General features: G+C 36.5%; 20 protein-coding genes. 12 read left to right on the top strand and 8 right to left on the bottom strand.

All coding sequences use genetic code 11. From position 1 onward, the window contains the following. Positions 1 to 445: 445 nt before the first annotated feature. On the bottom strand, positions 446 to 2,134 hold the full coding sequence (locus tag B6A32_RS12460) for a GGDEF domain-containing protein (protein WP_085304536.1): 1,689 nt from the start codon (positions 2,132 to 2,134) through the stop codon (positions 446 to 448). A gap of 1,247 nt (positions 2,135 to 3,381) precedes the next feature. On the opposite strand from B6A32_RS12460, the gene B6A32_RS12450 reads away from it, so the two are divergent. Continuing rightward, a complete protein-coding gene (locus tag B6A32_RS12450; protein ID WP_085304684.1) occupies positions 3,382 to 4,203 on the top strand; it encodes a M90 family metallopeptidase in 822 nt (273 codons plus the stop codon). Positions 4,204 to 4,279: 76 nt separating this feature from the next. Here B6A32_RS12450 and katG read toward each other — a convergent pair whose 3' ends face one another. Then, entirely contained in the window at positions 4,280 to 6,502 is a 2,223-nt protein-coding gene (gene katG / locus B6A32_RS12445) for a catalase/peroxidase HPI (RefSeq protein ID WP_085304531.1), read from the bottom strand. 296 nt (positions 6,503 to 6,798) lie between these two features. Here katG and B6A32_RS12440 point away from each other — a divergent pair, with 296 nt between their 5' ends. Beyond that, entirely contained in the window at positions 6,799 to 7,710 is a 912-nt protein-coding gene (locus B6A32_RS12440; RefSeq protein ID WP_085304529.1) for a hydrogen peroxide-inducible genes activator, read from the top strand. A gap of 375 nt (positions 7,711 to 8,085) precedes the next feature. Here B6A32_RS12440 and B6A32_RS12435 read toward each other — a convergent pair whose 3' ends face one another. After that, positions 8,086 to 9,432: an MATE family efflux transporter gene (locus tag B6A32_RS12435; RefSeq protein ID WP_198946912.1), complete on the bottom strand. Its 1,347-nt coding sequence runs from the start codon at positions 9,430 to 9,432 to the stop codon at positions 8,086 to 8,088. A 422-nt stretch (positions 9,433 to 9,854) separates the two neighbouring features. Between B6A32_RS12435 and B6A32_RS12430 the strand changes: the two genes are divergently transcribed. The 3 genes from B6A32_RS12430 (at position 9,855) to B6A32_RS12420 (ending at position 12,582) form a co-directional block, all read left to right on the top strand. Beyond that, positions 9,855 to 10,667 (top strand): tetratricopeptide repeat protein, encoded by an 813-nt coding sequence (locus tag B6A32_RS12430; RefSeq protein WP_085304526.1) that lies wholly within the window; start codon positions 9,855 to 9,857, stop codon positions 10,665 to 10,667. Between the two features lie 274 nt (positions 10,668 to 10,941). Continuing rightward, positions 10,942 to 12,141, top strand: a complete 1,200-nt coding sequence (locus tag B6A32_RS12425; protein WP_085304524.1) for a DEAD/DEAH box helicase — start codon at positions 10,942 to 10,944, stop codon at positions 12,139 to 12,141. A 180-nt stretch (positions 12,142 to 12,321) separates the two neighbouring features. Continuing rightward, entirely contained in the window at positions 12,322 to 12,582 is a 261-nt protein-coding gene (locus tag B6A32_RS12420; RefSeq protein WP_085304522.1) for a DUF2999 family protein, read from the top strand. A 78-nt stretch (positions 12,583 to 12,660) separates the two neighbouring features. Here the strand turns inward: B6A32_RS12420 and B6A32_RS12415 are convergent, their stop codons facing one another. Next, on the bottom strand, positions 12,661 to 13,326 hold the full coding sequence (locus B6A32_RS12415) for a peptidylprolyl isomerase (RefSeq protein WP_085304509.1): 666 nt from the start codon (positions 13,324 to 13,326) through the stop codon (positions 12,661 to 12,663). Between the two features lie 267 nt (positions 13,327 to 13,593). On the opposite strand from B6A32_RS12415, the gene B6A32_RS12410 reads away from it, so the two are divergent. The 6 genes from B6A32_RS12410 (at position 13,594) to B6A32_RS12385 (ending at position 17,445) form a co-directional block, all read left to right on the top strand. After that, a complete protein-coding gene (locus B6A32_RS12410; RefSeq protein ID WP_085304506.1) occupies positions 13,594 to 14,418 on the top strand; it encodes a DUF2059 domain-containing protein in 825 nt (274 codons plus the stop codon). 61 nt (positions 14,419 to 14,479) lie between these two features. After that, on the top strand, positions 14,480 to 14,941 hold the full coding sequence (locus B6A32_RS12405; RefSeq protein ID WP_085304504.1) for an RDD family protein: 462 nt from the start codon (positions 14,480 to 14,482) through the stop codon (positions 14,939 to 14,941). Between the two features lie 160 nt (positions 14,942 to 15,101). Continuing rightward, positions 15,102 to 15,503, top strand: a complete 402-nt coding sequence (locus B6A32_RS12400) for a hypothetical protein (RefSeq protein WP_085304502.1) — start codon at positions 15,102 to 15,104, stop codon at positions 15,501 to 15,503. A 241-nt stretch (positions 15,504 to 15,744) separates the two neighbouring features. Beyond that, the gene (locus B6A32_RS12395; RefSeq protein WP_085304499.1) at positions 15,745 to 16,572 is read left to right on the top strand and encodes an SDR family oxidoreductase; all 828 of its coding nucleotides are present in this window, start codon (positions 15,745 to 15,747) and stop codon (positions 16,570 to 16,572) included. A 93-nt stretch (positions 16,573 to 16,665) separates the two neighbouring features. Then, a complete protein-coding gene (locus tag B6A32_RS12390; RefSeq protein WP_085304497.1) occupies positions 16,666 to 17,070 on the top strand; it encodes an SHOCT domain-containing protein in 405 nt (134 codons plus the stop codon). Between the two features lie 108 nt (positions 17,071 to 17,178). Then, positions 17,179 to 17,445, top strand: a complete 267-nt coding sequence (locus B6A32_RS12385; RefSeq protein ID WP_085304495.1) for a hypothetical protein — start codon at positions 17,179 to 17,181, stop codon at positions 17,443 to 17,445. A gap of 191 nt (positions 17,446 to 17,636) precedes the next feature. Here the strand turns inward: B6A32_RS12385 and B6A32_RS12380 are convergent, their stop codons facing one another. The 4 genes from B6A32_RS12380 to B6A32_RS12365 form a co-directional block, all read right to left on the bottom strand. Continuing rightward, the gene (locus B6A32_RS12380) at positions 17,637 to 19,916 is read right to left on the bottom strand and encodes an FdhF/YdeP family oxidoreductase (RefSeq protein ID WP_085304493.1); all 2,280 of its coding nucleotides are present in this window, start codon (positions 19,914 to 19,916) and stop codon (positions 17,637 to 17,639) included. Between the two features lie 72 nt (positions 19,917 to 19,988). Then, positions 19,989 to 20,480, bottom strand: a complete 492-nt coding sequence (locus B6A32_RS12375) for a GNAT family N-acetyltransferase (RefSeq protein WP_085304469.1) — start codon at positions 20,478 to 20,480, stop codon at positions 19,989 to 19,991. 27 nt (positions 20,481 to 20,507) lie between these two features. Then, entirely contained in the window at positions 20,508 to 21,485 is a 978-nt protein-coding gene (locus tag B6A32_RS12370) for a hypothetical protein (RefSeq protein ID WP_143327906.1), read from the bottom strand. 218 nt (positions 21,486 to 21,703) lie between these two features. Further along, positions 21,704 to 22,756 (bottom strand): hypothetical protein, encoded by a 1,053-nt coding sequence (locus tag B6A32_RS12365; protein WP_085304467.1) that lies wholly within the window; start codon positions 22,754 to 22,756, stop codon positions 21,704 to 21,706. A 358-nt stretch (positions 22,757 to 23,114) separates the two neighbouring features. On the opposite strand from B6A32_RS12365, the gene B6A32_RS12360 reads away from it, so the two are divergent. Next, complete coding sequence (locus tag B6A32_RS12360; RefSeq protein WP_085304466.1) at positions 23,115 to 25,148, top strand: methyl-accepting chemotaxis protein; 2,034 nt, start codon at positions 23,115 to 23,117, stop codon at positions 25,146 to 25,148. Positions 25,149 to 25,176: the final 28 nt, after the last annotated feature.

Genomic DNA, 25,176 nt, shown 5'->3' with positions numbered 1-25,176 from the left:
GTGTTAACTATCAATAACTATCATAGCAAACGCTAGGTTACGCAATAAATAGTCGCATGAGTCATAACTTTAAAAGCCAATACCAGAACTTAGGTATTGGCTTTTTTATAAATAATGTTTGTAGCTTAGTGTATATCTACCACGCATTTAAGCTTTAATCGTATATTTCATCACACGAGTTCAGCGGCCGTTGCATCTTTACATCATTATGCTCGTTTTTTGACATTGTGAGCTAGGTCAAAAGCTAGCCACAAGCTAACATTAGCTTCTTGTGTATGCTTTATCACACGTAAAAGTATATTAGCCAATTATTTGTCAACTACTGAAAGTTAGGTGTGAGTGTTGAGTTAATCCGGTCGTTAAAATTATTATTGTAAGGCTGATAGGTATTAAAGTTGACCCTAGTTAATATTGTTACTGGGTCGTACCGACTAATACAATTAACTTATATCAATACCGCTTGATTCCTTCCGCCTTCTTTAGCTATATATAAGGCGCGATCGACTTTTTTGAGTACTTCTGGCCAAGTTTCCTTATTGAGTTGACCTGGTTTAATATTAGCTGCTCCTGCTGAAACGGTAACCCGTATTTCACCAACACTTGTCGTGATAGCCTTACTTGAAATGGTTTTAATAATTCTATTAGCAACAGAGGTTTTGTTGTCTTTATTTCCCCCCGCGATCACAAAAACGAACTCTTCTCCACCCCATCGAACCAGTTTATCTTTGTCCCTAGTTTCAGCGCTCAATCGATTAGCCACTTCACCAAGAATTTCATCTCCGACCATGTGACCATAGGTATCATTTACATTTTTAAAATGATCAATATCAAGAATAACAACATAGTGTTCAATATTTTTTGTATTGTCCTCAAGCATCGTAATATATTCGGCAAGCGCTCTTCTGTTTCCGACTTTGGTTAATGGATCAATAAAGCTGTTATCAAGTAACGTAGCATTTGATTTCTCTAAAAAAACTGTCTGTTTTTTGATCTTTATGTAGTTGCGAATAAAATACAGTAAAAAAATAATTGAAAAAATTGATATGATGATTATTAGCTGGTTAGTTAATGCGTTCTCTCGTAATCTAGCTGACTGTAGATCATTATTAGCTTTAAGAAGTGCTATTTGTTTATCTTTTAATTTAGCCTCAAAAGCCTCTTCTATTCTAGATATCTCTTTTGTTCGTTCATTAAACATTAGATCAATGTTTTGTTCATAATACTTTTTCAATTGTTGTAATGCAGTGTAATAGTCGCCTGAGCGCTCGTAAGCGACACTTAAGCTAAGTTGTTGCTGTATGGCAGCTTTCATATTATTCTTTTTCTCAAAGCTACTTTTTGCTTGTTTTAATAACGTAATAGCTTCGGGATAATTGCCTAATTCAATTTCAATATGGGCTAAATTTGATTGGCAGTAAGACAGAGTAGAACTTAAACTATGTTGAACTGAATCTGCAATACATTCTAAAACCACTTTTTTGGCTTCATTTGCTTTATTATCCGCTAATAATGCGCCTGAAAGGTTACTTTTTACATTCAAGATTAGATTAATTAAACCTGATTTTATGGCACTATTTTCAGCTTGATAAAAAGTTTTAATTGCTTGCTCGTAATCATTGGTATTTTTCAAGAAAAGAGCTTTCATTATTAATAGTGATGTTTCAATTTGATCGTTTTCTATTTTTTCTTCTTTAAATAATTCGAATGCTAAATCGTTTATTTCCAGACCTTTATCGTAGTCTTCTATCTCTAAGTAGATAATAGACATGTTTGAATAAATTGTTATAGCCCAGCCTTCATTTTGATAACTAGATGAATTGTTTAATGCTAAATGGAAGTCTTTCAATGCACCGCTATTATCCCCACTGTTTTGCTTTGCAATAGCTCTTAAATTATAAAGACGATTAACGAGGTGTTGAAAATTAATTTCAATAGCTTTTGGTAATGTTCTATTAATAAGCTCAAGAGTCGTGTTGTTGTCTCCGTCATTGATTAAGGCAGCATCGGCTCTATGGTAATTTGATTCTAAAACTAGCCATTCAATATCGGTACTATTAGCAAATTGCCTAAATTCTTCGATTAGCCCTTTAATCTCTGTTGAAGCTGATAGCCTACTAAGAATTTTCAGCTTCAAACTATAGTATCTAGCTATTGTGGTAGGGCTATCTACCCAACTTTCTGATTTTTTGAGAAAATTTAAACGCTCTAAAGCTTTACTTGCTTCATTCTGATAACTTTTTCAACATCTAATAACGCTAAACCCAGTTGAGTTTTATTGAGATGGTCGTAGGGATAAAACTCTGAAGTAGCAGCCAGTGTGGGTAATGAAGTATAAACTGTACATAGAAAGATAAGATAGAAAAAGAGAGTTTTTAGGTTTAATATTTTACTAGATGACATAACTAACCTTTAGAGGATAAACCAAATACTTACAATATTCTAAACATCCTTATATGAGCACTGAAATTACATCAAACTATAGTAAACTATATTAAGGCTAGCTTCTAATCTTTATTATATGTTACTTGGATAATCCCTCTTGCATTGGTAATTTACTATTGAGCTCATCACGTTCTTGAATTCAGACAACTTCATCGATGCCAGTATCTAGTTGCTGCATCGTAAAATAGTATTAAAAATTAATGTGTTTTATTACCTGCCATGTGAACTGTTAAATTACAGACAAAAAAAAGCGTTTACCTAAAAGATAAACACTTTAAAAAACATAAAATATAAACATAAAACACTCAGGGAAGTAAGTCTCTCATAAAGTATGAGTGATGTTTTTAAGATAAGTTCAATTAGTTTTAATATTTTTATTTCTTTTTTATATTTTTGGTAATTTTAGGCAAAAAAAAGCGTTTACCTATAAGATAAACGCGTTACAAAACATAAAATATAAAAACTCAGGGAAGTAAGTCTCTTATATAATAAGAGCGGTGTTTTTATGATAAGTTCAATGGGTTTTCAATATTTTTATTTTTGCTAAATTTTGGGCAAAAAAAAGCGTTTATCTAAAAGATAAGCGCATTACAAAACATAAACATAAAAACTCAGGGAAGTAAGTCTCTTATATAATAAGAGCGGTGTTTTTAGGATAAGTTCAATGGGCTTTAAATATTTTTATTTTTGCTGAATTTTAGGCAAAAAAAAGCGTTTACCTAAAGATAAACGCATTACAAAACATAAAATATAAACATAAAAACTCAGGGAAGTAAGTCTCTTATATAGTAAGAGTGGCGTTTTTAGAATAAGTTCAATTGGTTTGTAATTTTTTATTTTCTTCTGTATTTACAATCAAATTATGAAAGATTATCTATTAAATTGATATTTGAAGTTTGTGTCCTCATCTTATAATAAAACTCCTTTGTGAAATGTATTATGTTTTCCTTTTTATTACCTGTATTTATTGGTTTACTGCTGATTGCTTATTTGGTTGGAAAACCCCATTGGCTAGAATATAAGCGGCGTTTAATAAAAGCCAAACCGTTTAAAAAGCAATGGCGCAAAATTATTCAGCAGCGCATGCCATATTTTAAACAAATGCCAGCAGACTTGCAGTTGCAGCTAAAAAAACACATTCAAGTTTTTTTAGCTGAAAAAGAGTTTGTCGGTTGTAATGGCGTTGTGATCACAGATGAAATAAGAATTACTATTGCGGCTCAAGCTTGTTTATTATTACTCAATCGTAAAACTAATTATTATCCTAAGCTACACACTATATTGGTTTATCCCAGTGCTTTTGTTAAACAACAACAAACACGCAGTAATGACGGGGTTTATTTTACGCAAAAATTAGTGCTAGCGGGTGAATCATGGGATTTTGGCAAAGTAGTGCTGTCGTGGCAAGATACCTTAGAAGGTGCACAAATACCTGACGATGGACGCAATGTGGTGATTCACGAATTTGCCCACCAACTTGATCAAGAAGACGGTCGCGCTAATGGTGCACCTATATTGGCAGCAAATCAAAGTTATCAGTCTTGGTCAGCCATTTTTAACAAGCAGTTTGAAACATTACAAAAACAAGCGAGTAGGGGAGAGCCTTCATTGTTTGATTATTATGGTGCAACAAATCCTGCAGAATTTTTTGCTGTAGCGAGTGAGGTGTTTTTTGAGCAATCTAGGCAGTTTAGTCAGCAACACCCAAAACTATATCAACAGCTAACTCAGTATTATCATGTTGATCCTATGCACTGGTAGGATTGATGCTACAAAAAAGCGAGTATAGCCACTAAGCCATACTCGCTTTTAATATAAAACTAACTCTGTATTACATTTACTTTAGGTCGAAACGATCAAGTTGCATAACCTTGACCCATGCTTTAATAAAGTCATTAATAAATTTATTGTTTGCATCATCAGAAGCATAAACTTCCGCAATAGCACGTAGCTCTGAGCTTGAACCAAAAATTAAATCAACAGGGCTTGCCTGCCATTTTAATGCATTAGACATGCGGTCGTATCCTTGATAAACGCCTACGTTGTTTTGGTCTTTTTTCCATGTGGTAGACATATCAAGTAAGTTAATAAAAAAGTCATTAGTTAATACTTCGGGGGTTTTAGTTAATACGCCCAATGAAGAACCGTCAAAATTGGCATTTAATACACGCATACCGCCAACCAATACTGTCATTTCTGGTACATTTAAGCCCAATGAATTTGCTTTATCAACCAACATTTCTGCAGGTGACATGTAGCTATCTTCATTGTAATAGTTACGAAAACCGTCGGCGTCAGGTTTTAAATAATTAAATGATTTAATATCAGTTTGCGCTTGAGTCGCGTCGGCTCGACCAGCAACAAAAGGTACCTCAACTTTATATCCTGCCGCTTTAGCTGCTTGCTCGATAGCTGCAGCACCCCCTATAACAATAAGATCAGCCAACGACACTTTTTTGTTCTTTGACTGCTGATTAAAGTCTGCTTGAATAGACTTTAACTTCGCTAACACTTTACTTAACTCTGCAGGATTATTTACCGGCCAACTCTTTTGCGGCTCAAGTTGAATACGGGCACCATTGGCACCACCGCGCATATCGGTCACACGGTGACTCGCTGCTGACGCCCATGCTGTTTTAACTAATGCAGAAGTCGCTATTCCAGAATCTAAAACTTGTTGTTTTAGCTTGCCTATATCTTTAGCAGAAATTAACGGGTGCTTTACTTCTGGTAGCGGATCTTGCCAGGTTAGCACTTCACTAGGTACTTCTGTGCCTACATATCGAGCACGAGGTCCCATATCGCGATGAGTTAATTTAAACCAAGCTTTAGCAAATGCTTTGTCGAACTGTTTTGGGTCTGCTCTAAAGCGCTCAACAATTTTAAGGAAGCTAGGGTCTTCTTTTAGTGCTAAATCTGTGGTGAACATAATCGGCGCATTACGTTTGTTTGGAATGTGTGCATCAGGCACTAAGTTTTCAGCGCCTTTTTCGCTTGGTATCCACTGAATAGCGCCAGCTGGGCTTTTAGTTTGTATCCAAGTAAAGTTCATTAAGTTGTCTAAATAGTTAGATGACCATTGTGTTGGCGTTACTGTCCATGCGCCTTCTAAACCACTACTGCTGGTATCTGCTCCAATACCTGAGCCACATTTATTTTTCCAACCTAAACCTTGCTCTTCAATAGCGGCAGCGGCAGGCTCTGCGCCAACACACTTGTCAGGTTTTTTCGCGCCATGTGCTTTACCTAAAGTATGACCACCGGCAATAAGGGCAACAATTTCTTCATCATTCATCGCCATGCGACCAAACGACATTCTGATATCATTAGCAGCTAATAGTGGGTCAGGTACGCCATGAGGCCCAACGGGGTTTACATAGATTAAGCCCATTTCTACAGCGGCAAGTGGGCCTTTTAATTTACCTTTTTTGTCGCGACGTTTGTCATCAAGCATTGTTGTTTCTGGTCCCCAATAAACTAAATCGGGTTCCCAGTCATCGCTTCTGCCACCGGCAAAACCGAAGGTTTTAAAGCCCATTGACTCTAATGCTACATTGCCAGAAAGTACCATTAAATCAGCCCAAGAAAGTTTACGGCCGTATTTTTGTTTTACAGGCCAAAGCAGGCGACGTGCTTTGTCGAGGTTTACGTTGTCTGGCCAGCTATTTAATGGATCGAATCTTTGTTGACCGCCAGAAGCACCACCTCGACCGTCATGTACGCGATAAACCCCAGCGCTATGCCATGCCATTCGAATCATTAACGGACCATAGTGTCCCCAATCGGCAGGCCACCAAGCTTTAGAGTCGGTTAATGTCGTTTCAATGTCTTTTTTGAGTTGCTGTATGTCTATAGTGGCAAATTCTTTTGCATAGTTAAATTCGGCCCCATACGGGTTAGATTCGGCGCCGTGTTGACGAAGCGGGCTTAAGTTTAGTTGTTCTGGCCACCAAAATTGGTTGGTCTTTGTTGCGTTAGTAGCTAAAGCGTTACTCGACAGTGTGATGGTTGAAAGCGCAACGGTAATTGCCGCAGCTATTGGAAGTGATTTTTTAAGCATAATAGTTCCTCAGTATTTTCTGACGGTTAACTGATTGTCAAAATTAATGTGCTATAAGCTTAGTGTGGAACCACTACCTTGGATAATCTATTAGATAGAAGATAGTCTTCAATTTTTTAGAATTATTTGTTTTTTATTTTTAAATCAATGCTTTAATTTTTACATTAAGCAATATCGAGTTAACTTAACTCAGTAAAGAGAACATGGTTGCAAAAAATTGATTAAACTAAGAAAAATGTTCGATATTATCTATTAAAACAATTAACGATTTTACTGAGGTTTTGAAATTCAATATTATGATTTCACTTAAACAATTACATTACGCCCTTGCCGTAGAAAAAACCTTACACTTCAAAAAAGCTGCAGATGCTTGCCATGTTTCTCAATCGGCTTTAAGCACAGCCATTATTGAGCTAGAAAAGCAGCTAGGTACCATTATTTTTGAGCGTAACAATAAACAAGTGCTGATCACTAACCATGGCCAGTTAATTTTAAAAAAAGCAAAATCGATAAAATTTGAGATTGATGAGTTACTACAAATATCGCAATCGAATAAACAGCCTTTTGCTAATGCGATGACCATAGGCGTTATACCCACTATAGGCCCGTATTTATTACCGAAAGTGCTGCCAGAAGTGAGACGACAACATCCTGACTTTAAATTAAGAATAATTGAAGAACAATCACAAGTCTTAGTCGATATGGTCAGGCGAGGTGATATTGACGCCGCAGTACTTGCGCTGCCGTTTCCGATAGAAGGCTTAATGAGCTTCAACTTTTGGCAAGAAGATTTTTATTGGGTTAGTCATAAAGATGAATGTTCGAATCAGCTGAAAGAAATTACCAGTGAAGAATTAGAAATTGACAAGCTTATGTTGTTAAAAGATGGCCATTGCTTAAAAGAGCATGCTTTAGCGGCTTGTAGCATGCAAAGTGAAAAACAAGATACTGATTTCGATTCTGCAAGTTTACATACTTTGATTCAAATGGTTGCAGGTAAGTTAGGAACAACGTTAGTGCCACAAATGGCATTAGATCAATTAATTTACAATGAGTCAGAAATTAGAGCGATACATTTAAATGAGCCTGGTCCACATCGCACTATCTCGTTAGTTATTCGTCCTAATTACGTACGCACAAATGAACTTACCCTGTTAAGAGATATATTTAGCCAAGAATTGTCTAAAAAGTGCAGCTTAAGCCTTTAGTGTTGGCAGGTTACTAAGTAAATTTTATGTATCTGTTTTATAGGATGACTTTATTGATTTAATCAAATTTACCGAACCAATACTTTAAGTCATCATGAATACGTTATCAGAGTGTTATATCTAATTAAGAGGAAAAACAATGAAAAATATATTGATAAATATAACTGTAAACCTTCAAAGCTTTTTGAAACCTAGCCATCAAGCTAATGTAAATACCAATAAATCGAATGTAATGTGCAATTACAGTAATAATTATTATGGCGATCAGCAATGTAAGCCAATAAAAGACTGATAATTAAACTATTTATATTGAGGAGTATAGATTAGATTTTTCTGTTTTGTTGTTAGTGATACCAATATACAGTGTTATTGTGGCTAAAGTCGCTGAGGTAATAAGCGACTTTTAAACTCTCTTCGTAAAAAGTAATAACTGAGCAGCGCTTGAAAACAAACAGTTGATACAGATATGTACCACAACTGCTCAATCTTAAAATCACTTTGATTCGACAACCAAAGCGCTGGAAAAATAAAAGCCAGTAAACGCGCTGCTGTACTTATTAGCCCCGGCCAAGTATTACCTAATGACTGAAACATACCAGAACAAGTAAACACTATGCCTGAGGGAATAAAGTTCCAGCAAATAATTTGTAAAAAAGCGGCACTGATCATGATCACTTGCTTATCGGTAGTAAAACTTACGAGTAATAACTCTGCTTGCCATAAGCATACAATTGTTAGCAGAGTCATTAAGCTGCAGGTCATAATTGCAGACCACTTAAATGTTTCCCGAACCCTTTGGTAATTTTGTGCACCAAAGTTTTGTCCTGCAATGGCTGGAGCAGCAAAAGCAATAGCCATTGCAGGTAAAAATAGCGCCTGCATTACTCGTGAGCCTAGGCCAAACCCTGCTTGTGCGTTGGCACCAAAGTGCTGAATAAGCCAATAAATAGTGGCCATATAAAGAAACATGAGAAAGAACTCACCGCCTGCGGGTAAACCTATTGCAAATAATTTTTTTATACTTGTTTTATCGATTTGCCATTGATTGAAATCAAGGCTGATGTACTTCTCTGAGGTTTTAAAATAGTACAATAACAAAATAACGGCAAAAACTACTGAAATAGAACTCGCCAAGCCAGCACCAGCAATGCCCATTGCGTAACCTGTACCCCAACCGGCAATTAATATTGGGGAAAGTATAATATTAACCAAAATCGATAACATTTGAATCATCATCGTTGGCTTTACTATGCCAGTTCCTCGAAGTGCCGCGCTGATAGAAACCATTAAAAACTGTAACGCCATACAGGGAATAAACCAATATAAATACCTTAAACCCATAACGATTGTTTCTGCATCTTGAGAAACAAAACTAAGGTAACTATTTGCGCCAAGATAGCCGATCACACAAACGACAATTCCAATGGCACTTGAGATCATCATTGATTGGTTGAATATGCCATTGGCACTTAATTGATCTTTTGCTCCAACCGCATGTGATATAAGGGTTGCTGTGCCAATATTTATAATTTGTGTTAAAGCAAAAATTAAAAACATAGCGTTTCCTGCTAAGCTTAATCCAGCTAAAGCCGTTGCTCCTAATTTACCGACAAAATATAAATCAACAAGAAAGTACAAGGTTTGTACAAACATTCCTATCATCATAGGCATTGCCATAGAGATTAAATGCTTTGGAATTGAACCTTGAGTTAAGTCTTTCATTTCGTTGTGGGCCATCTTAAAGTTTAAATATCAATAAGATGAATTCTATACTGTCTAAAAGTATATTGCTTTTATTGATTCTTATTTAGCGCATTTTTATTATCAATTATTTTAAATAATAGTAGCTCTTTGCAGAGCAACGTTATTAAAAAAATATTGTTGAAAATTTAACTATTATATATCTTGACCAAACCAGAGCGTTGCCGCGATTCATTAGCTTTTGGTTAACGTGAAACTTCACTGTAGATGAATAATTAATCAGGCGATAAATTAACTTAGGCTAGATAGGTTAATCCTCAAAATTAGTTTTGTTACATTAATAAAGTTGATAACTATATGTACATAATTTATGCTGATTACGTTAATTAAATGTAAATATTACATGGATTAAAACTCTATTCACACAATACGGAAGGACATATATGAAGAACTTATTAGGAGTGGTACTGACTTTTTCCTTATTATTTCTTTCAGTTAACTTGAAAGCGGAAGAAATTGTAGAATGTCAGAGCAAATACTGTGTTGACTATTTTAAAAAATTTAAAATGGGTGCAAAACGAGGTTATGTTCAAGCGAATGCTACTTTAGGCCAATTTTATTACATTGGTTATGGTACTGATAAAGATGAAGATAAAGCTTTAAAGTATCTTAAAAAGGCCGCTAAAAAAGGAGAGCCATCATCTCAATATCTTGTCGGTGTTATTTCTTTAATTAGCGAAAAAAATAAAGATGTTGCTACCGGCGTAAAATATTTAGAGAAAGTGGCTAAAGATAATTATAAAGATGCAAATTATCTCCTAGGTACACTATTTATAAACGATAAATTAGTGAGCAAGAACTTGTCGAAAGCTGATCTTTATTTAGCAAAAGCGTATAAACAAAAAGACAAAAGGCTACCTGAGCTATTAACGTCAATTAATGAGTCTATTAATAAAAACTCAGCGTCATTTCCGAAGCTTTTAGCGGCGATGGAAAAGAAACCATTAGTTAAAAATAAAGATGATAACTTTGCTTGGCCAAAATCACATATCGAAATAATAACGGTTAGCTCTGCGCCGTTAACGACTTTATTTGATGAGCAATTAGTTACTTTTAAAAGAAGAAAGAAAACGACTGGCTCAAAGTTACAAGGAAAAACGTGTGATGAACAAGTAGGTTGTTACCAAGCTAGATTAGGTCGTCAATCTGCTGATACTTTCTTCAACATTACTTCTAACTATTCTTACTCTAACTAAAAAATTAGATTAGATAAAACCCGTTAACTGGTAGTTAAAAAAATGCCAACTAATCATATTAGTTGGCATTTTTTATATAATGATTAAAGTATTATATAAGAATTTATAACGCATTAGCTTTAAACTCCTCAGTAAATAAAATACTTATTTAAACTCTGCTCAAGCTACAAGCGTAATTTTAAAACTGCTATACTCGCACTTAACCTCCCTGTTAAATATTTTGAGTTTATTTGGTCTTACTTTTTGTATGCCAATTATACATTTTGGACACCGTATGCCATTTTCCAAACTCGGGCTCTCTAGCCCAATTATCAACGCGATAGCTGATTTAAATTATAGCGAAGCGACTGATATTCAAAAACGTGCAATACCGGTTATTTTATCAGGTAAAGACCTGATTGCTGCAGCGCAAACCGGAACGGGTAAAACCGCGAGCTTTGTATTGCCTTTATTAGAAAAGTTGCACGCTGTTGACAATGAACCAGAGCGAAATCTTCGCGGTAAGCGCATTCGTGTGTTAATTGTTACACCAACGCGAGAGCTAGCAATTCAAGTTGAAGCTAGCGTTGCTCAATACAGTAAATATTTAAATTTCAGTTCTATGGCTATGTATGGCGGTACAGAAATAGAGCCACAGAAACAACGCTTAATTTGGGGTATCGATATTCTGGTAGCAACGCCTGGACGCTTACTTGATATGTTGCACCAACGAGCAGTCTACTTTGACCAACTAGAAGCATTTGTGCTTGATGAAGCTGACAGAATGTTAGATATGGGCTTTATTGATGACATTAATAAAATTATTGAACGTTTGCCTGAGCACCGTCAAAACTTATTATTTTCAGCGACCATTTCCGATGATGTTAGAGCACTGGCAAAACGAACACTGCATCATGCTACAGAAATTTCAATTGCTCAAAACAGTACATCTAAGCCGAAAATAACGCAATGGTTAGTTACCGTAGATAAAACTAATAAATCAGCATTATTAAGTTATTTAATTAAAGTACAACACTGGCAGCAAGCATTAATTTTTATTGAAACAAAACATGGTGCGGCTAAGCTTGTTAGTCAATTAGAAAAACGTGGTATTGCTGCAGAGTCGATTCACAGCGGCAGAACACAAGCCGTGCGCGAACAAATATTAAATGACTTTAAGGCCGGTAAAATTAACTTCTTAGTGGCTACAGGTATTGCGGCTAGGGGCATAGATATTGGTGAGTTAGCGCGCGTAATAAATTACGACTTGCCGGATAAAGTTGATGACTATATTCACCGTATTGGCCGAACGGGTCGAGCAGGTAAAAATGGTGAAGCAGTATCTTTTGTTGCCAAAGATAACTTTAGAAACCTTTGCGCTATAGAAAGCCGATTAGGGCACGTTATTGAACGAAGAGAGTTTGAACCCTTCCCAGTTAAAAAAGTGGTACCTGTTTCAATTTTAAATTATGTGCCGAAAAACCAGCGTACTTAATCAGTACTATATTTTGTTTAACAAATTATAGTGTAAGTTTTTACATTTAAAGCGGCAATAGTATAATTGAAGCCACGACAGTAAAGCTTGTAATTGATATGCTCAAGCCCAAAGTTAGGCAAATCCTAATTAACAATTAAGCACCAAAAATTAAGTTATAAAATAGAGAGTAGTAAATTCATGAATCCAATTATTGCAATTTTAAAAGAACATAACGTAAGTGACGAACAAACAAAAACAGTATTTCAAGCATTAACAGAAAACCCTATGATGGCGATGGTAACGGTACAGCAGTTAGGTATTCCACAAGAAAAACTGCAAGCACTCATGATGATGTTAATACAAAACCCTGGCTTAATTGAAGAAGCAGTAAATGAACTCGGTTTTGATTTTTCAAAAGTAGAAGCGGCTAAGGCTTCGTTGAATAAAGAAAATTCTTAACCGTAGGTAATTAGGCAGAGTTAACAGCAGAATACTTGTTTATCTGCTGTTAAGGTCTATTTTAGCGCTTCAAGGCTGTTATTCTTCAACCCGAATAGTGGCTTTAATAATTTTTACTTCTTTTTGAGTACGGCCAGAGCGACTGCCAAGGCTTTCAATGGCTGGCAATGTGGTATCTAACCCTTCGACCACCTCTCCAAAAATAGTATGTTTACCATCTAACCAAGGTGTTGCAGCAAAGGTTAGGAAAAATTGACTTCCGTCAGTATTGGGTCCTGAGTTTGCCATACTGAGTAAGCCAGGTTTGTCGTGACTTAATTTACCGTCAAATTCCCCCGCATATTTATAGCCAGGATTACCACTGCCATTTCCTAAAGGATCACCACCTTGAGCCATAAACTTATAAATAACGCGGTGAAATACTAAATCATCATAAAAACCAAGCTTGGTTAAATATAGAGTACTTGTGGCGTGCATCGGTGCTGTTTCAGGAAATAACTTAACTACTATCTTTCCTTCTGTTGTTTCAAGGTCCCAGAAGTATTGAGCTTCAGGGTTAAATGTTACCACTTCAGGTTTTTCTAGTTTAGTTTTCCATTGTGCTTGATTTTTATCTATTTTTTGTTGCTCGATATATGCATTGACTGCTTTTACAGCCGGATCAGCGTTAAAACAACCGGTGAGTATGATGGTTAATAACGGTAATAAGTAATACTTGAGTGATGAAAATTTACCTTTGAGCATGTGTTTTTCATTCCTTTCATTGAGGTGGCTTAGCACAGAGTAAATTCGGCGCTTACATCTTAGCTTTGAAATAGTAGGTTAGTGAATTAACCAGTGTTAATCAACTTTAATTTCAATGATTTATGTTTGTATTCTAGGTAGGTTGAACGGCGTAATTAATTTATATAAGCAGAAAGAAATAACTTTCGTCAATAATAATACTATGTGATATTGTTCAGAGGTTAAACAATATAAATTTAAATAACTTATAAAGTTAAAGGAATGACAATGAAAAAAATAAACTTACTGAATTTTATAATACTCTTACTGTCTTTAACCTTCAGTCAACTTAGTGCAGCTAAAAACATTAGTGATGAAGATGTTACACAATATTTAGCGCTTTCAGGTATAGACTCTGCCTTGCAAGGGATTCCTGCACAAATGCGCGCTATGAATCAGCAAATGCAGATGACGGCGAAAGATCCGGAGCAATCTCAAAAAGTAATGGAAATCTTGTTGAATGCTTGGCAGCTAGAAGAGGTGAAGCTTGTTGTTTCTGAACACGTTAAAGACAATTTTACCGCTAGTGAAATGCAGCAGTTACTGCAGTGGTTAAATGGTGATTTAGCCAGAAGAATAAAATTGGCTGAAGAAAAAGCTTCAGCGCCTAGCTTTAATCAAGACTTTATGAGCTACATGGCAGCACTTCAAACAACCCCTCCAACACCTGCTCGAGTTAAAGTCATCAGAGAATTTGTGGAAGTAACTAACTTGGTAGAGCATTCGCTAAATATAGTATTGGCAGTTGCAAAAGGTACGGTTGAAGGTTTAACGGTTGCTAACCCCGGTCAGAGCATTAACACTGAGCAAGTTCAGCAGCAAATGGCTCAAATGGAACAAATGATGCGTCCAGCCTTAGAGCAACAAATGATCATGGTTTCATATTTTATTTACGATCAGTTAACAGAGCAAGAAATTGAACAATACACAAAGTTCTATCAACAACCGTTAGGTCAAAAAGAGTTAACCGTTATGTATGATGGTATTGGTCAAGCGTTAAATTTTTGGTCAACTACTGCTTTTGAAAATATTGCATCAGAATTTATTGAATAAGCCTTTGTAAAATAATAATTTTAAGCGACTCAGTTTTAAATAATCAATCTAAGGTAGTTCAATGGAAAATAACGATATATCAGAAAACGATAGGGTACAAAATATTGAAGCGGTTCAATATGTTGGTTTTGGGTCTAGATTTTTAGCCAGCATTATTGATTCAGTACTCGTGGTTATGTTGACATTACCTATCTTATATTCGATTTATGGCGCTGAATATTTTGAAACAGACGACTCGTTTAAAGGTTCAAGCGATTTTATTATCAGTTATATTCTACCTGTTTTAGTTGTTATTTTATTCTGGATATATAAATCAGCAACGCCAGGTAAAATGCTTGTTTCAGCAAAAATTGTAGACGCTAAAACCGGTAATCAGCCTACACCATTGCAGTGCATTACTAGGTACCTTGGTTATTATGTATCTATGTTTGCTTTAGGTTTAGGCTTTTTATGGATTGTATGGGACGATAAAAAACAGGGTTGGCATGACAAAATGGCAGGCACTGTGGTGATATATTCTTAATAATAATGGAAATAATAAAGCGAAGCCTGACGTTTGACGTTATATGAAATAATGGCCAAATTTAATGTTTAGTTACCGTCTTTGATTAAACGAGCTACACATCAGTAACATCAAAAAAGTCCTGACAAGGACACTAATTATAGAAATAAAGGAAGTTACCATGACTTTAAGAAGTATTTTATTAGTACTAGCGATAACGATAACAACCGGTTGTACAACCCTTGCTGATTCAGTTAAAGGTAAAGGTACGGGGGTTTCAAAAACATATAACTATTCAAAAGAAGATATTTGGCCATTAGCGGTTAATGCTGTTAACGTTTCAGAGTTAGAGCTTATTTCTTCATCAAAAGAAACCGGTATTATATTGGCACAGCGTGGTATTACAGCGTTTAGCTATGGCGAGAATGTAGCCGTTTTTGTTGATAGTGAATCTGATAACACGTGTAAGGTTGAAGTGGTATCTAAGCGAGCAATGCAAACTAACGTTTTTGCACCTGATTGGTCAGCGAAAATTTTAAATGAAATTACTTATAAACTCGATGAAGTTGCTAAGGTTGACTGATTTTTAAGTAAAACTTTGTAAGTATATTCCAAATAAGTCGTAATTTTTATTAGCTTGCGAGTCTACCTTATAAAAGCACTATCAAAGCAGTTATATTGATAGTGCTTATTTTAAAATAACGGCTTGTTTGTTTGCACTTTTATTTGATTTTATCATCTCTATATTATCCCTTTTATTGTTCTAATCATTCTAATATTCAAGTAAGCTATTGTTTATCTATTCTTAATCACTTGTCTTTATCATGTCCACAAAATCTATTCTAATTACTGGCTGCTCAAGCGGCATTGGCTTACATGCAGCCTTAACCCTTTCTGCACGAGGTTATAAAGTATTTGCCACGGCACGAAAACCACAAGATGTTGCTGACTTGAAAGCTAAAGGCCTGTTGGCATATCAACTTGACCTTACAAATACTGACAGTATTACCCAAGCGGTTAGCCAAGTGCTAGAACAAACAGGTGGACGTTTAGATTATCTATTTAATAACGGCGCTTATGGACAACCAGGAGCATTAGAAGATTTACCCTCGCAGGTACTAAGAGAGCAATTCGAAACCAACGTTTTTGGCTGGCATGAACTCACCAAACAAATAATACCAATAATGAAACGCCAAGGGCATGGTCGAATTATTCAATGTAGCTCAGTTTTAGGTTTTGTCTCTATGGCATATCGCGGTGCTTATAATGCCTCAAAGTATGCCATTGAAGGGCTTACAGATACCTTAAGACTAGAATTAAAGCGTGCGAATATTGAAGTGGTTTTACTTGAACCAGGACCGATTAATACGCAGTTTCGCGCTAATGCACTAGCGGCTATTAACGCCAATATTGATCTAGACAATAGCGATCATAAAGAACAATACCAACAACAGATTGCGCGCTTAAATAGTGAAAAATCGAATGCGCCTTTTACCTTAGAGCCACTTGATGTTACCCAAGCCTTAATTCATGCCTTAGAGAGTAAAAAGCCTAAAGTGCGCTATAGAATTACCACGGCAACAAAGTTATTTGCTGTACTTAAACGACTATTGCCAGCACGCTGGTTAGATTATATGCTCGCTAAAGGGTAATAAACTATCTTTAAATATCATGAATAATAAGCCTATATAGCGTTAATCATGATATTTTTCGAGAAGTACAAACTAATTAAAATGGATTTCTAAATGAAGTTATTTGGGACATCAAAAACCAAAGAATCAAAATATAATTCAACCGTTAGTTTAGTTGTTGGGATCGGGATGTTAATCGTTGCCTTAGTGGCATTCGATTTTTCAGAGATGCCACTTTTTGGTAAGTTATTTATGATCGTTTGGCTGATTGTGGTTTGCGCAAATATTTATCAGTCTTACCGCAATGCTTTTGGTAAGAAGAGCCTTCACCATGAAGTAACCGACCATGATTTAACGCTGAAAGGTTTTAAAAGTACAAAGCCAGATAATTCGCCTCCTGAGAAAGATTACGCCAACCGTTTAAGAAAACTTGAGCATTTATATCGAGATGGTTTAATTACAACAACAGAATACGAAGCGAAACGACAAGATATTTTGGATGAGGATTGGGGCAGTTAATCAAAAATTAGCTAAAACATGAGCTAAGCTTTACTAAGGTTTTAGCTAAAAAACTAAAAACTAAAAACTATTTCGCCTTTAAAGGGCACTTATTTTATCGAGGTACGGATGCTATTTAAAATACTATTTCTAATTGCGGCGCTTAAATTGCACGATATTAAAACTGAGCCATTATCTCCAACATTGCTTTATTGCCTACCTATTTTTTTCTTTAGCCTGTTCTCAGATATTCCATTTTTAGCGCTCTTTATTGCTAGCATAATTATGTTGTGTGTTACCTATGTGTATTTTGGGTTATTGACTAAATTTAACCAAGGGATTGAATATTTCGCCATTATGGGCGTTGGTGGGGCAATTTTACTTTTATTTATATAAAGTTATAAGTTTCATGATATTAGCTATATAAAACATTTCAGTAACAAGAAATTATCAATCAATAATTTAGCTAATTCATTTTACTTTTTAGGTAGCTCAAACGTTACTTTACCATACGAGCGCATCAGCAAAGGTGCACTCGTTCATCGTATTGGTTAAATGCTATTAGCTATAATAAGTTGATTAATACCTCATAACTTATCAAACGTAACCGCAATTGATTTATACGTGGGTGTGCCACAATTATCAGCTGTACTTTCCAATGGTACTAAGGGATTTGTTTCCGGGTAATAAGCCGCTGCACAGCCTTGTGGAATAGCATACTCAACTATTTTAAAGTCATTAATTGAACGTACAATATTGTCATTTGATACGGTAGTTATTTTTACCTTGTCACCATTTTTTAGTTGCTGTTTTATCATATCTTCAGCATTAACAAAAACCACACGACGTTCGCCATATATACCGCGATAGCGATCGTCCATACCATAAATAGAGGTGTTGTATTGATCGTGTGAGCGCAAAGTTTGCAACGTTAAAATTGGTTTTTCGGTATAAGCTTGAGCAACTTCATGTGCTAATTGTTCGGGTAACAGGGCGCTTGAAAATTCTGCCTTAGAAGAACGTGTTTTCCATTGACGTTGCGCCGCTTTATTTTCTAAATGAAAACCTCTACCAATTTTTATTCGTTGGTTAAAGTCAGAAAAATCAGGCAACACTTTACTGATATCGTGACGAATTAAGCTGTAGTCGCTCATGAGGTTTGTCCAATTAATCACATCTTCACCAACAGCCGCTTTGGCTATTCCGGCAACAATGGCTGTTTCAGAGCGTAAATGCTGTGAAGCTGGTTCATTTTGGCCAGTAGAGCTGTGTACCATACTCATGGAGTCTTCAACTGTAATGCACTGCTCTCCACTGTTTTGGTTATCAATTTCAGTACGTCCCAAGCAAGGTAAAATCAACGCTTGTTTACCGGTAATAACATGACTTCGATTGAGCTTAGTACTTATTTGCACGGTTAAATCACATTGTTGCAATGCTTGATATGTTCTTGTGGTATCTGGTGTCGCGGCAGAGAAGTTACCACCTAAAGCAATAAAAACTTTAGCCTGACCAGATAACATAGCCTGTAAAGATTCAACGGTGTTTAAGCCATTTTCGCGCGGTGGTTTAAAGCTATATTGTTTTTCTAAAGCATCAAGAAATGCCGTAGACGGTTTTTCATTAATGCCGACGGTGCGATTGCCTTGTACATTTGAATGGCCACGAACAGGGCATGCTCCAGCGCCTAGCTTGCCAATGTTACCTCGAAGCAATAATACATTAACCAGTTCTTGAATGGTCGCTACCGAGTGCTTATGTTGCGTAATGCCCATAGCCCAGGTAAAAATTACTTTTTTCTTACTCGCGTAAATATCAGTAATTTGTTCTATGTCAGCTTTTGTTAGCCCGCTTTGGTCGATTATTTGCTGCCAAGGCGTTGCTGTTACGCTGTGTTGATAAGCGGCAAAGTTATGGCAATGTGCTGCGATAAATTCGTTATCAAGTACGCTTTTATCATGCTCGAAGCGCTCTAATAATAACTTAGCTACACCACGCAGAATAGCCATGTCGCCACCCAACTTAGGCGTGAAATAATACTGACTAATGTTGGTGCCAGTAAAAAGGATCATTTCTTTCGGGCTTTGCGGATCTAAAAATTGTTGTAAGCCACGCTCTTGTAAATTATTGATACTCACAATAGTTGCACCTCGCTTGCTGGCTTTTCGTAAGGTGCCTAGCATGCGCGGGTGATTTGTCCCTGGGTTTTGACCAAAAACGAAAATAGCATCTGCTTCATCAAAATCAGCCATGGTAACCGTGCCTTTGCCGGTACCTAAACTACTGGTCATGCCTATGCCAGAGGCTTCATGACACATATTCGAGCAGTCGGGAAAGTTATTAGTACCTAAAACTCGGCCAAATAATTGATACAAATAAGCGGCCTCATTACTCGCTCGACCAGAAGTATATAAGAGTGCTTCGTTAGGAGATGGCAGCTTTTTCAAGTTGTTAGCGATAATGCTGAACGCATCGTCCCAAGTTATGGCTTGATAGTGATCATTTTTACCATCAAAAAACATGGGTTGTGTTAATCGGCCACTTTTTTCGAGTGAATGGTCATCCCATTGTTGTAGCTCGGTTATCGAATGTTGCTGGAAAAAGTCAGCATCTACTCTTTTACTTGTCGCTTCCCATGCGATAGCTTTCACGCCATTTTCACAAAAATCAACTTTACCGGCTTTAGGCGCGTCGCCCCAAGCACAACCAGGGCAGTCAAAACCCCCAGGCTGGTTTGCGCGTAATAATGCTTTAACGTTTTTAGCGGCATTCTCACTTTTAATTAAATGTTTAGCTGAGCTTTTAAGTGCGCCCCAACCACCCGCAGGCGAAGTGTATGCGGGAGTAGACTTTGTAGGTTTAGACATGTTAATTCTCATTTGGGTGTTGCGTTAACGTTTATTAAGTTGAACCGATCAAACTTATATACCTTGAAGATTTTATGCTATTAAACGTTGATATAAGTGATCTTTATGTAACTCTGTTTCCATTTTAAAGTCACAACAGCCAATAAACTTAAAACCTTGGTTTTCATAAAATGCCTTCGCTTTTACATTACCTGAATATACCAAAAGGTTTAATACTTGGTAACCTGAGGTTTTTGCATAATCGATAACGGCTTTATACAACTTTTGTGCAACCCCTTGGCCATGATAACAGGGTAAAACATACAATTTTGATAGCAGTGGGCTTTGCTCACATTTAAGATCGATAACCGCCAGCCCAACGGGTTCATTTGAATCAAGTGCCACCCAAACCTGAAGTTGATCATCACTAATAAATCGTTGAAAGTGTTGAGCAGATAAGTGCCTAGCTATATAAACTGATTGCAAATCTCTATCAGAGGTTGCTGGACAAGCAAGATGAAAAGTTGCTTGTATTATCTCTGACAACCTTTCTGCATGTTTATGTTTAGCTAGCATAATGTTCATCGTTATAACCTTGTCTTAGGTTTTAAATCACTTACCTTGCGCCATATTTTGCAACAGTTGTAATCGCTGTTGTTCTTGCTGACTAGGCTGGTATGGTAGCGCACTTAAACTTGAAGTGGCAAAGTCTATTATTTCATGCTTTTTGATACTGCTATCGCCATATTTTGTCGGCTTACCAGGTGCTGGAGACATTAACTCAACAGAAAAAGTTGAGAGATAAAACGGTGCTTTCCTGCCTTGTAATACACTTTGATGGGCTTTTAATTCAAGTGAATCAGAACCTTTATTAAGCCTTTCTTTACTCACTAAATGTGCGATTGGCTGGTTGTTAGCATCAAATAAATTAGCCCTTACACGATAAAGTCCTTGCTCTCTGGTAGTTAAGTTTGCCGTAATTACCATATCTGCATCTTGGCTGATAGCAGGTTCGAAACTTTCAAGAGTGGCGACCGAGTCAACATATTGTAGTGCTAATGCTAAGCTTATCACTTTACCGTTAATACTTGCTTTAACCGTTGCTTGAAGCTGATTTGGTAAGTTTCGCTCGCCGTCAAACTCTGCATGCCAAGTGTTATCTTCTTGATTAAATGAGCGTGTTAGTAGTGTTTTACCACTATTTATATCGACAAGTTGTAGCAATGCGTTATCGATATTCTCACCTGAGAGGGTCGCATAAACTATTTCAGGATAAGTATAACGATATTTAGATAATGCTGCCGATACGCTGTTGCCAAAATCATCAACTGGAATAGATTGTGGGTTGAAATGATTAGGTTCTAATCGGTCAAAATCTTGTGAGGTTAATGGTTGTGAGTAGGGCGGGAAATTAAGCTCGCTAGCATAGGCTTTGGCTACGAGTGTTGCTGAGTCGTTAGAGGTTATTTTGTCTGGTAAAATAGACACTGCTGCAGTTTGTGGGTTGCTCTTATTTTGTTTGGGGCTGTATGGTTGAACTGTTTTTTTTACCTGCTCCTGTTTGGTTTTTGGCGTTTTTTGCTCCGACATTGTGGGCCAGAACAGCCATGTAATAAAAACTACTAGGCTTAATATAATTGTTCGCTTTAAAACAGCTTTTTTTCTCATGTCAAAGTCTTCTACTTTTTAATTTTTTATTCGTATTTAGTTAAATGGCTGTGACTCTATAGTGCTTACATTTATAGAGCACAGCCATATTTAACTCAAGTTGATATTTTTGCGGTTATTAATAAAAACTAAGGTAAACTTTAATTAGGGATAGCATCATAAATCAATGTTGACATACTGTCTGATACTGAATTTTCTACATAAAGGTAGTTACTTTTCCAAATCCACCAACCACTTGTTTTAGTGTATGTGTCAAAGTGAACACTTTCACCAGATAACGTATTTTGATGATTACTTGCTGCTGTAACTTTACCCGCTTGCGAAGGTTCAAGCAGTGAGCCATGGCTATATTTTTCACCCATTAACATAGGGTAGTGATAAGGCATGAAACCTGAAACAGCATTATTTTGATTGGCAATTTTGCCGTTAAAATCAACTTGTGAGCTACAACTGCCAAAGCGTGCTTGGCGATTACCACCACATGCCGAATGACTACCAACAACACCGTCGTCATTACCTTGAATAAAAGGGCTTGTAACACCTAAATATTCTGAAGCATCTCCCACAAAGCGTAAACGTGGAATTCGTGCATCAGGTAATGGTGCTAAGCGTCTGGCATTATTCACTTTTAGGTCGTGAAGTACACCCATTTCATCACTTAAGTCGCCTCCAAGCCAAGCCTCTAAAGCAGCTTCAATAATGAAGGTCCAAGTTTCTGTTCCTTGGGCAACACTTACCGCTAAATCTGCAAGTTCACTGCCGCCTCCAGCACCAGCAATATCGAATGTTGCAACAATATTAAGTGGTGCAAGGCCAGCATTTTCTAACCAAGTTTCTTGATTGTCTATAATGTATCGTGCCACTAAATCGCCGGTTGAATGTGTTACAAATATACAACCAGGGTCGCAAAAATTGCTTTGCGAGAATGATTTTAACTTTGGCCATAAATAGTCTGTGGCTATTTTACCTTCAATGCGCTCGTATGAAGGCCAATCGATTCTAGCGTCACTTACGTTATTCCAATAACCCTGCCAGTAATCTTGTCCGCTAGCTGTTACGTCTCCATCTGATATCAGTTGTTGTGGTTGTAGGCCGTGAATCAACACTATTTTGTGCTCTTTACTTTCTGCTGCGGTAGAACAAAGCGTTAAACCCAGTACAGCAATCGCTGCCACATTTTTGATTAAATGCATATATATCCCCATAATTTTATAATTTTATAATTTTTATTTTACGTCATAGTTTTATTGTTTAGCTTTAGCTGATCGGACGTTCGACCAGTTAGATGATAATAGAGCAGACTTAAGGTATAATCCAGCCCAAACTTTTCACGCTTTAAACATACTATTTAGTGAAAACTCACTTATTTTCCAGAAAAATTGCTAAAAAGTTTGTTTACCAACCATAATATATAGAAGGAGTTGAGTTTTTAATTGTTGTGCGAGGTGTTTGTTTTCAGTGTTGTTTACATTTTCCATGTGCAACTTATAATCGTGGCTAATCGAATCGATTGATATTTTAATACATAAGAAAGTTTATTTAGAGGTGTCTATGTTCAACCTACCATTAACAATAAAACAAAAAATAATAATGGGGTTTAGCACAATAGGGATTTTATTGGTTGCAGGAAGCATATTTTTTTACAATTCATTAAACCAAATTAGTCAAGCTAACACTAATGTTGAGTTGTTGGCTGTGCCCGTTCAGAAACAAAGCAACGCTTTACAGATCAAATTACTGAATATGATGAAAGTAGGCGCCTTGGGGTTTACCCAAACCAATACGTCGGACTTACTTAAAAGTGAACAAGCATACGCTGATTTAAACCAAGAATTTCAATCGGCAGTGACTGTGTTAAAAGGCAAGTTAGTTGACCAACCTAAGATGCTAAAAACACTGGAGCAGGCAAAAATACATTATCAAGCATATGTAAGCCAAAGTGAAAAATTCTATCTGTCTAAAAAAAATGTAGCTTCAGCAAATGAAAGGTTTGAAGCTAACTATCAAACCTTTTTAACAAGTCGTGACCGAGCAAGTAATCATATGCTCGATGTAGAGTTACTTGTATTGCCCGGCGAAGCGCGTTTATTAGAAGATATTATCGGCAACGGTACAAGAATAGATGATATGTTGTTTACGTTGCAAAGCACTATGTCAGGCTTAAAACAGGTCTCTGAACTTAGTGTTTTGGCGCAGCACAAAGATGATGTAAGTTTTTTAATGGCTAATATCAACGATAATTACGAATTTATGCAGCGGTTATTTACCGATGTTAACGATAAGTCGTTACTAGAAGCATTTGCTATTGAGTTTGCAACCTTAAATAACTTATTAGTTGAACCGGCTGAGTTATATCAAAATAAACAACAAGCGCTTGATGATTTTACCAATGCAATACTTGCATATAATCTTTCTGTTGAGAGTTTCAATGAAAGCTACCATCAATTAACCTTGTTATTGTCACTGGCAGAAGAACGTTTCGATGAGTTGCAATCAACGACAAAATCTAAAGTCGCTACCGGTGTTAATTTAGCTATATATATGGCATTGATTTTTATAGTTTTAGCGACCTTTATCGCAGTAGCAACTACACGCACTATGTTAGGGCCTTTAGCATCAGCGAATAAATCTTTGGCGTTAATTGCACAGGGAGATTTAACGCAACGTTTAACAATTACCAATGAGGATGAATTTGGTGATTTATTTAATAGCATCAACAAACTCAGTGATGATTTAACGCTATTGCTTAAAAATATAAGTCAAAATGCATACTCTTTAGATGAGTCAGCGAAAGTCACCAGTGAACAGAGCCATCGAATTGCCGAGTCTACTTCAGCACAAATTGCTCGCGTAAATAATGCCAAGCAAATCGCTGAAAAAATGTTTATTAGTTCCTCTAACGTAACTGATGAAGCCACTTTAACTGCTAATAATGTTTCTGAAGCTTCAAAGCATAGTTTTGAAATACGCACGATAGCTGATGATAACAGCAGTCGTATTGAGTCATTATCAAGCAGTTTAAGTGACTCAGTTGACGTAATGGCAAGGCTTAGTAAGCACAGTGATAGTATTGGTGGGATTTTAGATACAATTGGCAGTATTGCTGATCAAACTAATTTGTTGGCTTTAAATGCAGCCATTGAGGCAGCAAGAGCGGGTGAACATGGTCGTGGGTTTGCTGTTGTAGCTGACGAAGTTAGGTCACTTGCTTCTCGCACTCAAGCATCTACAGCTGAAATTCAGCAAATGATTAACTCATTACAAAAAGAAACTCAATCGGCGGAACTTGCCATTTCACAAGGACAAAATAAAGCAGGGGAATGTGTCGCTCAAAGCCAAGAATTAAATAATGCTATCAAACAAATTGAAAGTGCATTACACACCATTGATGAAATGAGCAAAAGTATTAGTGTCGCTTCAAATGAACAACTAGGCTTTAGCCAAGAAATTGAAGTTACAATGAATGAAGCCGCGCAAGCTGCGACACATAATGCAGCAGAATCGCAAGAGTTATCAAACCGAAGTGATGATGTAAATCAACTAGCGCACTCGTTAACAGACTCTGTAGCTCGTTTTAAACTTTAAATTGTTACGTATAAACTAATAAAAAAAA

It is taken from the genome of Colwellia polaris (assembly GCF_002104515.1).
Lineage (GTDB): Bacteria > Pseudomonadota > Gammaproteobacteria > Enterobacterales > Alteromonadaceae > Cognaticolwellia > Cognaticolwellia polaris.
This window is presented reverse-complemented; position numbering and strand designations above follow the sequence as displayed.

What these genes read in the sequence shown, in the direction of transcription:
- B6A32_RS12450 (WP_085304684.1), top strand. Translation starts at nt 3,382, where the DNA reads ATGTTTTCCTTTTTATTACCTGTATTTATTGGTTTACTGCTGATTGCT.
- katG (WP_085304531.1), bottom strand. Translation starts at nt 6,502, where the DNA reads ATGCTTAAAAAATCACTTCCAATAGCTGCGGCAATTACCGTTGCGCTT.
- B6A32_RS12440 (WP_085304529.1), top strand. Translation starts at nt 6,799, where the DNA reads ATGATTTCACTTAAACAATTACATTACGCCCTTGCCGTAGAAAAAACC.
- B6A32_RS12435 (WP_198946912.1), bottom strand. Translation starts at nt 9,432, where the DNA reads ATGAAAGACTTAACTCAAGGTTCAATTCCAAAGCATTTAATCTCTATG.
- B6A32_RS12430 (WP_085304526.1), top strand. Translation starts at nt 9,855, where the DNA reads ATGAAGAACTTATTAGGAGTGGTACTGACTTTTTCCTTATTATTTCTT.
- B6A32_RS12425 (WP_085304524.1), top strand. Translation starts at nt 10,942, where the DNA reads ATGCCATTTTCCAAACTCGGGCTCTCTAGCCCAATTATCAACGCGATA.
- B6A32_RS12420 (WP_085304522.1), top strand. Translation starts at nt 12,322, where the DNA reads ATGAATCCAATTATTGCAATTTTAAAAGAACATAACGTAAGTGACGAA.
- B6A32_RS12415 (WP_085304509.1), bottom strand. Translation starts at nt 13,326, where the DNA reads ATGCTCAAAGGTAAATTTTCATCACTCAAGTATTACTTATTACCGTTA.
- B6A32_RS12410 (WP_085304506.1), top strand. Translation starts at nt 13,594, where the DNA reads ATGAAAAAAATAAACTTACTGAATTTTATAATACTCTTACTGTCTTTA.
- B6A32_RS12405 (WP_085304504.1), top strand. Translation starts at nt 14,480, where the DNA reads ATGGAAAATAACGATATATCAGAAAACGATAGGGTACAAAATATTGAA.
- B6A32_RS12400 (WP_085304502.1), top strand. Translation starts at nt 15,102, where the DNA reads ATGACTTTAAGAAGTATTTTATTAGTACTAGCGATAACGATAACAACC.
- B6A32_RS12395 (WP_085304499.1), top strand. Translation starts at nt 15,745, where the DNA reads ATGTCCACAAAATCTATTCTAATTACTGGCTGCTCAAGCGGCATTGGC.
- B6A32_RS12390 (WP_085304497.1), top strand. Translation starts at nt 16,666, where the DNA reads ATGAAGTTATTTGGGACATCAAAAACCAAAGAATCAAAATATAATTCA.
- B6A32_RS12385 (WP_085304495.1), top strand. Translation starts at nt 17,179, where the DNA reads ATGCTATTTAAAATACTATTTCTAATTGCGGCGCTTAAATTGCACGAT.
- B6A32_RS12380 (WP_085304493.1), bottom strand. Translation starts at nt 19,916, where the DNA reads ATGTCTAAACCTACAAAGTCTACTCCCGCATACACTTCGCCTGCGGGT.
- B6A32_RS12375 (WP_085304469.1), bottom strand. Translation starts at nt 20,480, where the DNA reads ATGAACATTATGCTAGCTAAACATAAACATGCAGAAAGGTTGTCAGAG.
- B6A32_RS12370 (WP_143327906.1), bottom strand. Translation starts at nt 21,485, where the DNA reads ATGTCGGAGCAAAAAACGCCAAAAACCAAACAGGAGCAGGTAAAAAAA.
- B6A32_RS12365 (WP_085304467.1), bottom strand. Translation starts at nt 22,756, where the DNA reads ATGCATTTAATCAAAAATGTGGCAGCGATTGCTGTACTGGGTTTAACG.
- B6A32_RS12360 (WP_085304466.1), top strand. Translation starts at nt 23,115, where the DNA reads ATGTTCAACCTACCATTAACAATAAAACAAAAAATAATAATGGGGTTT.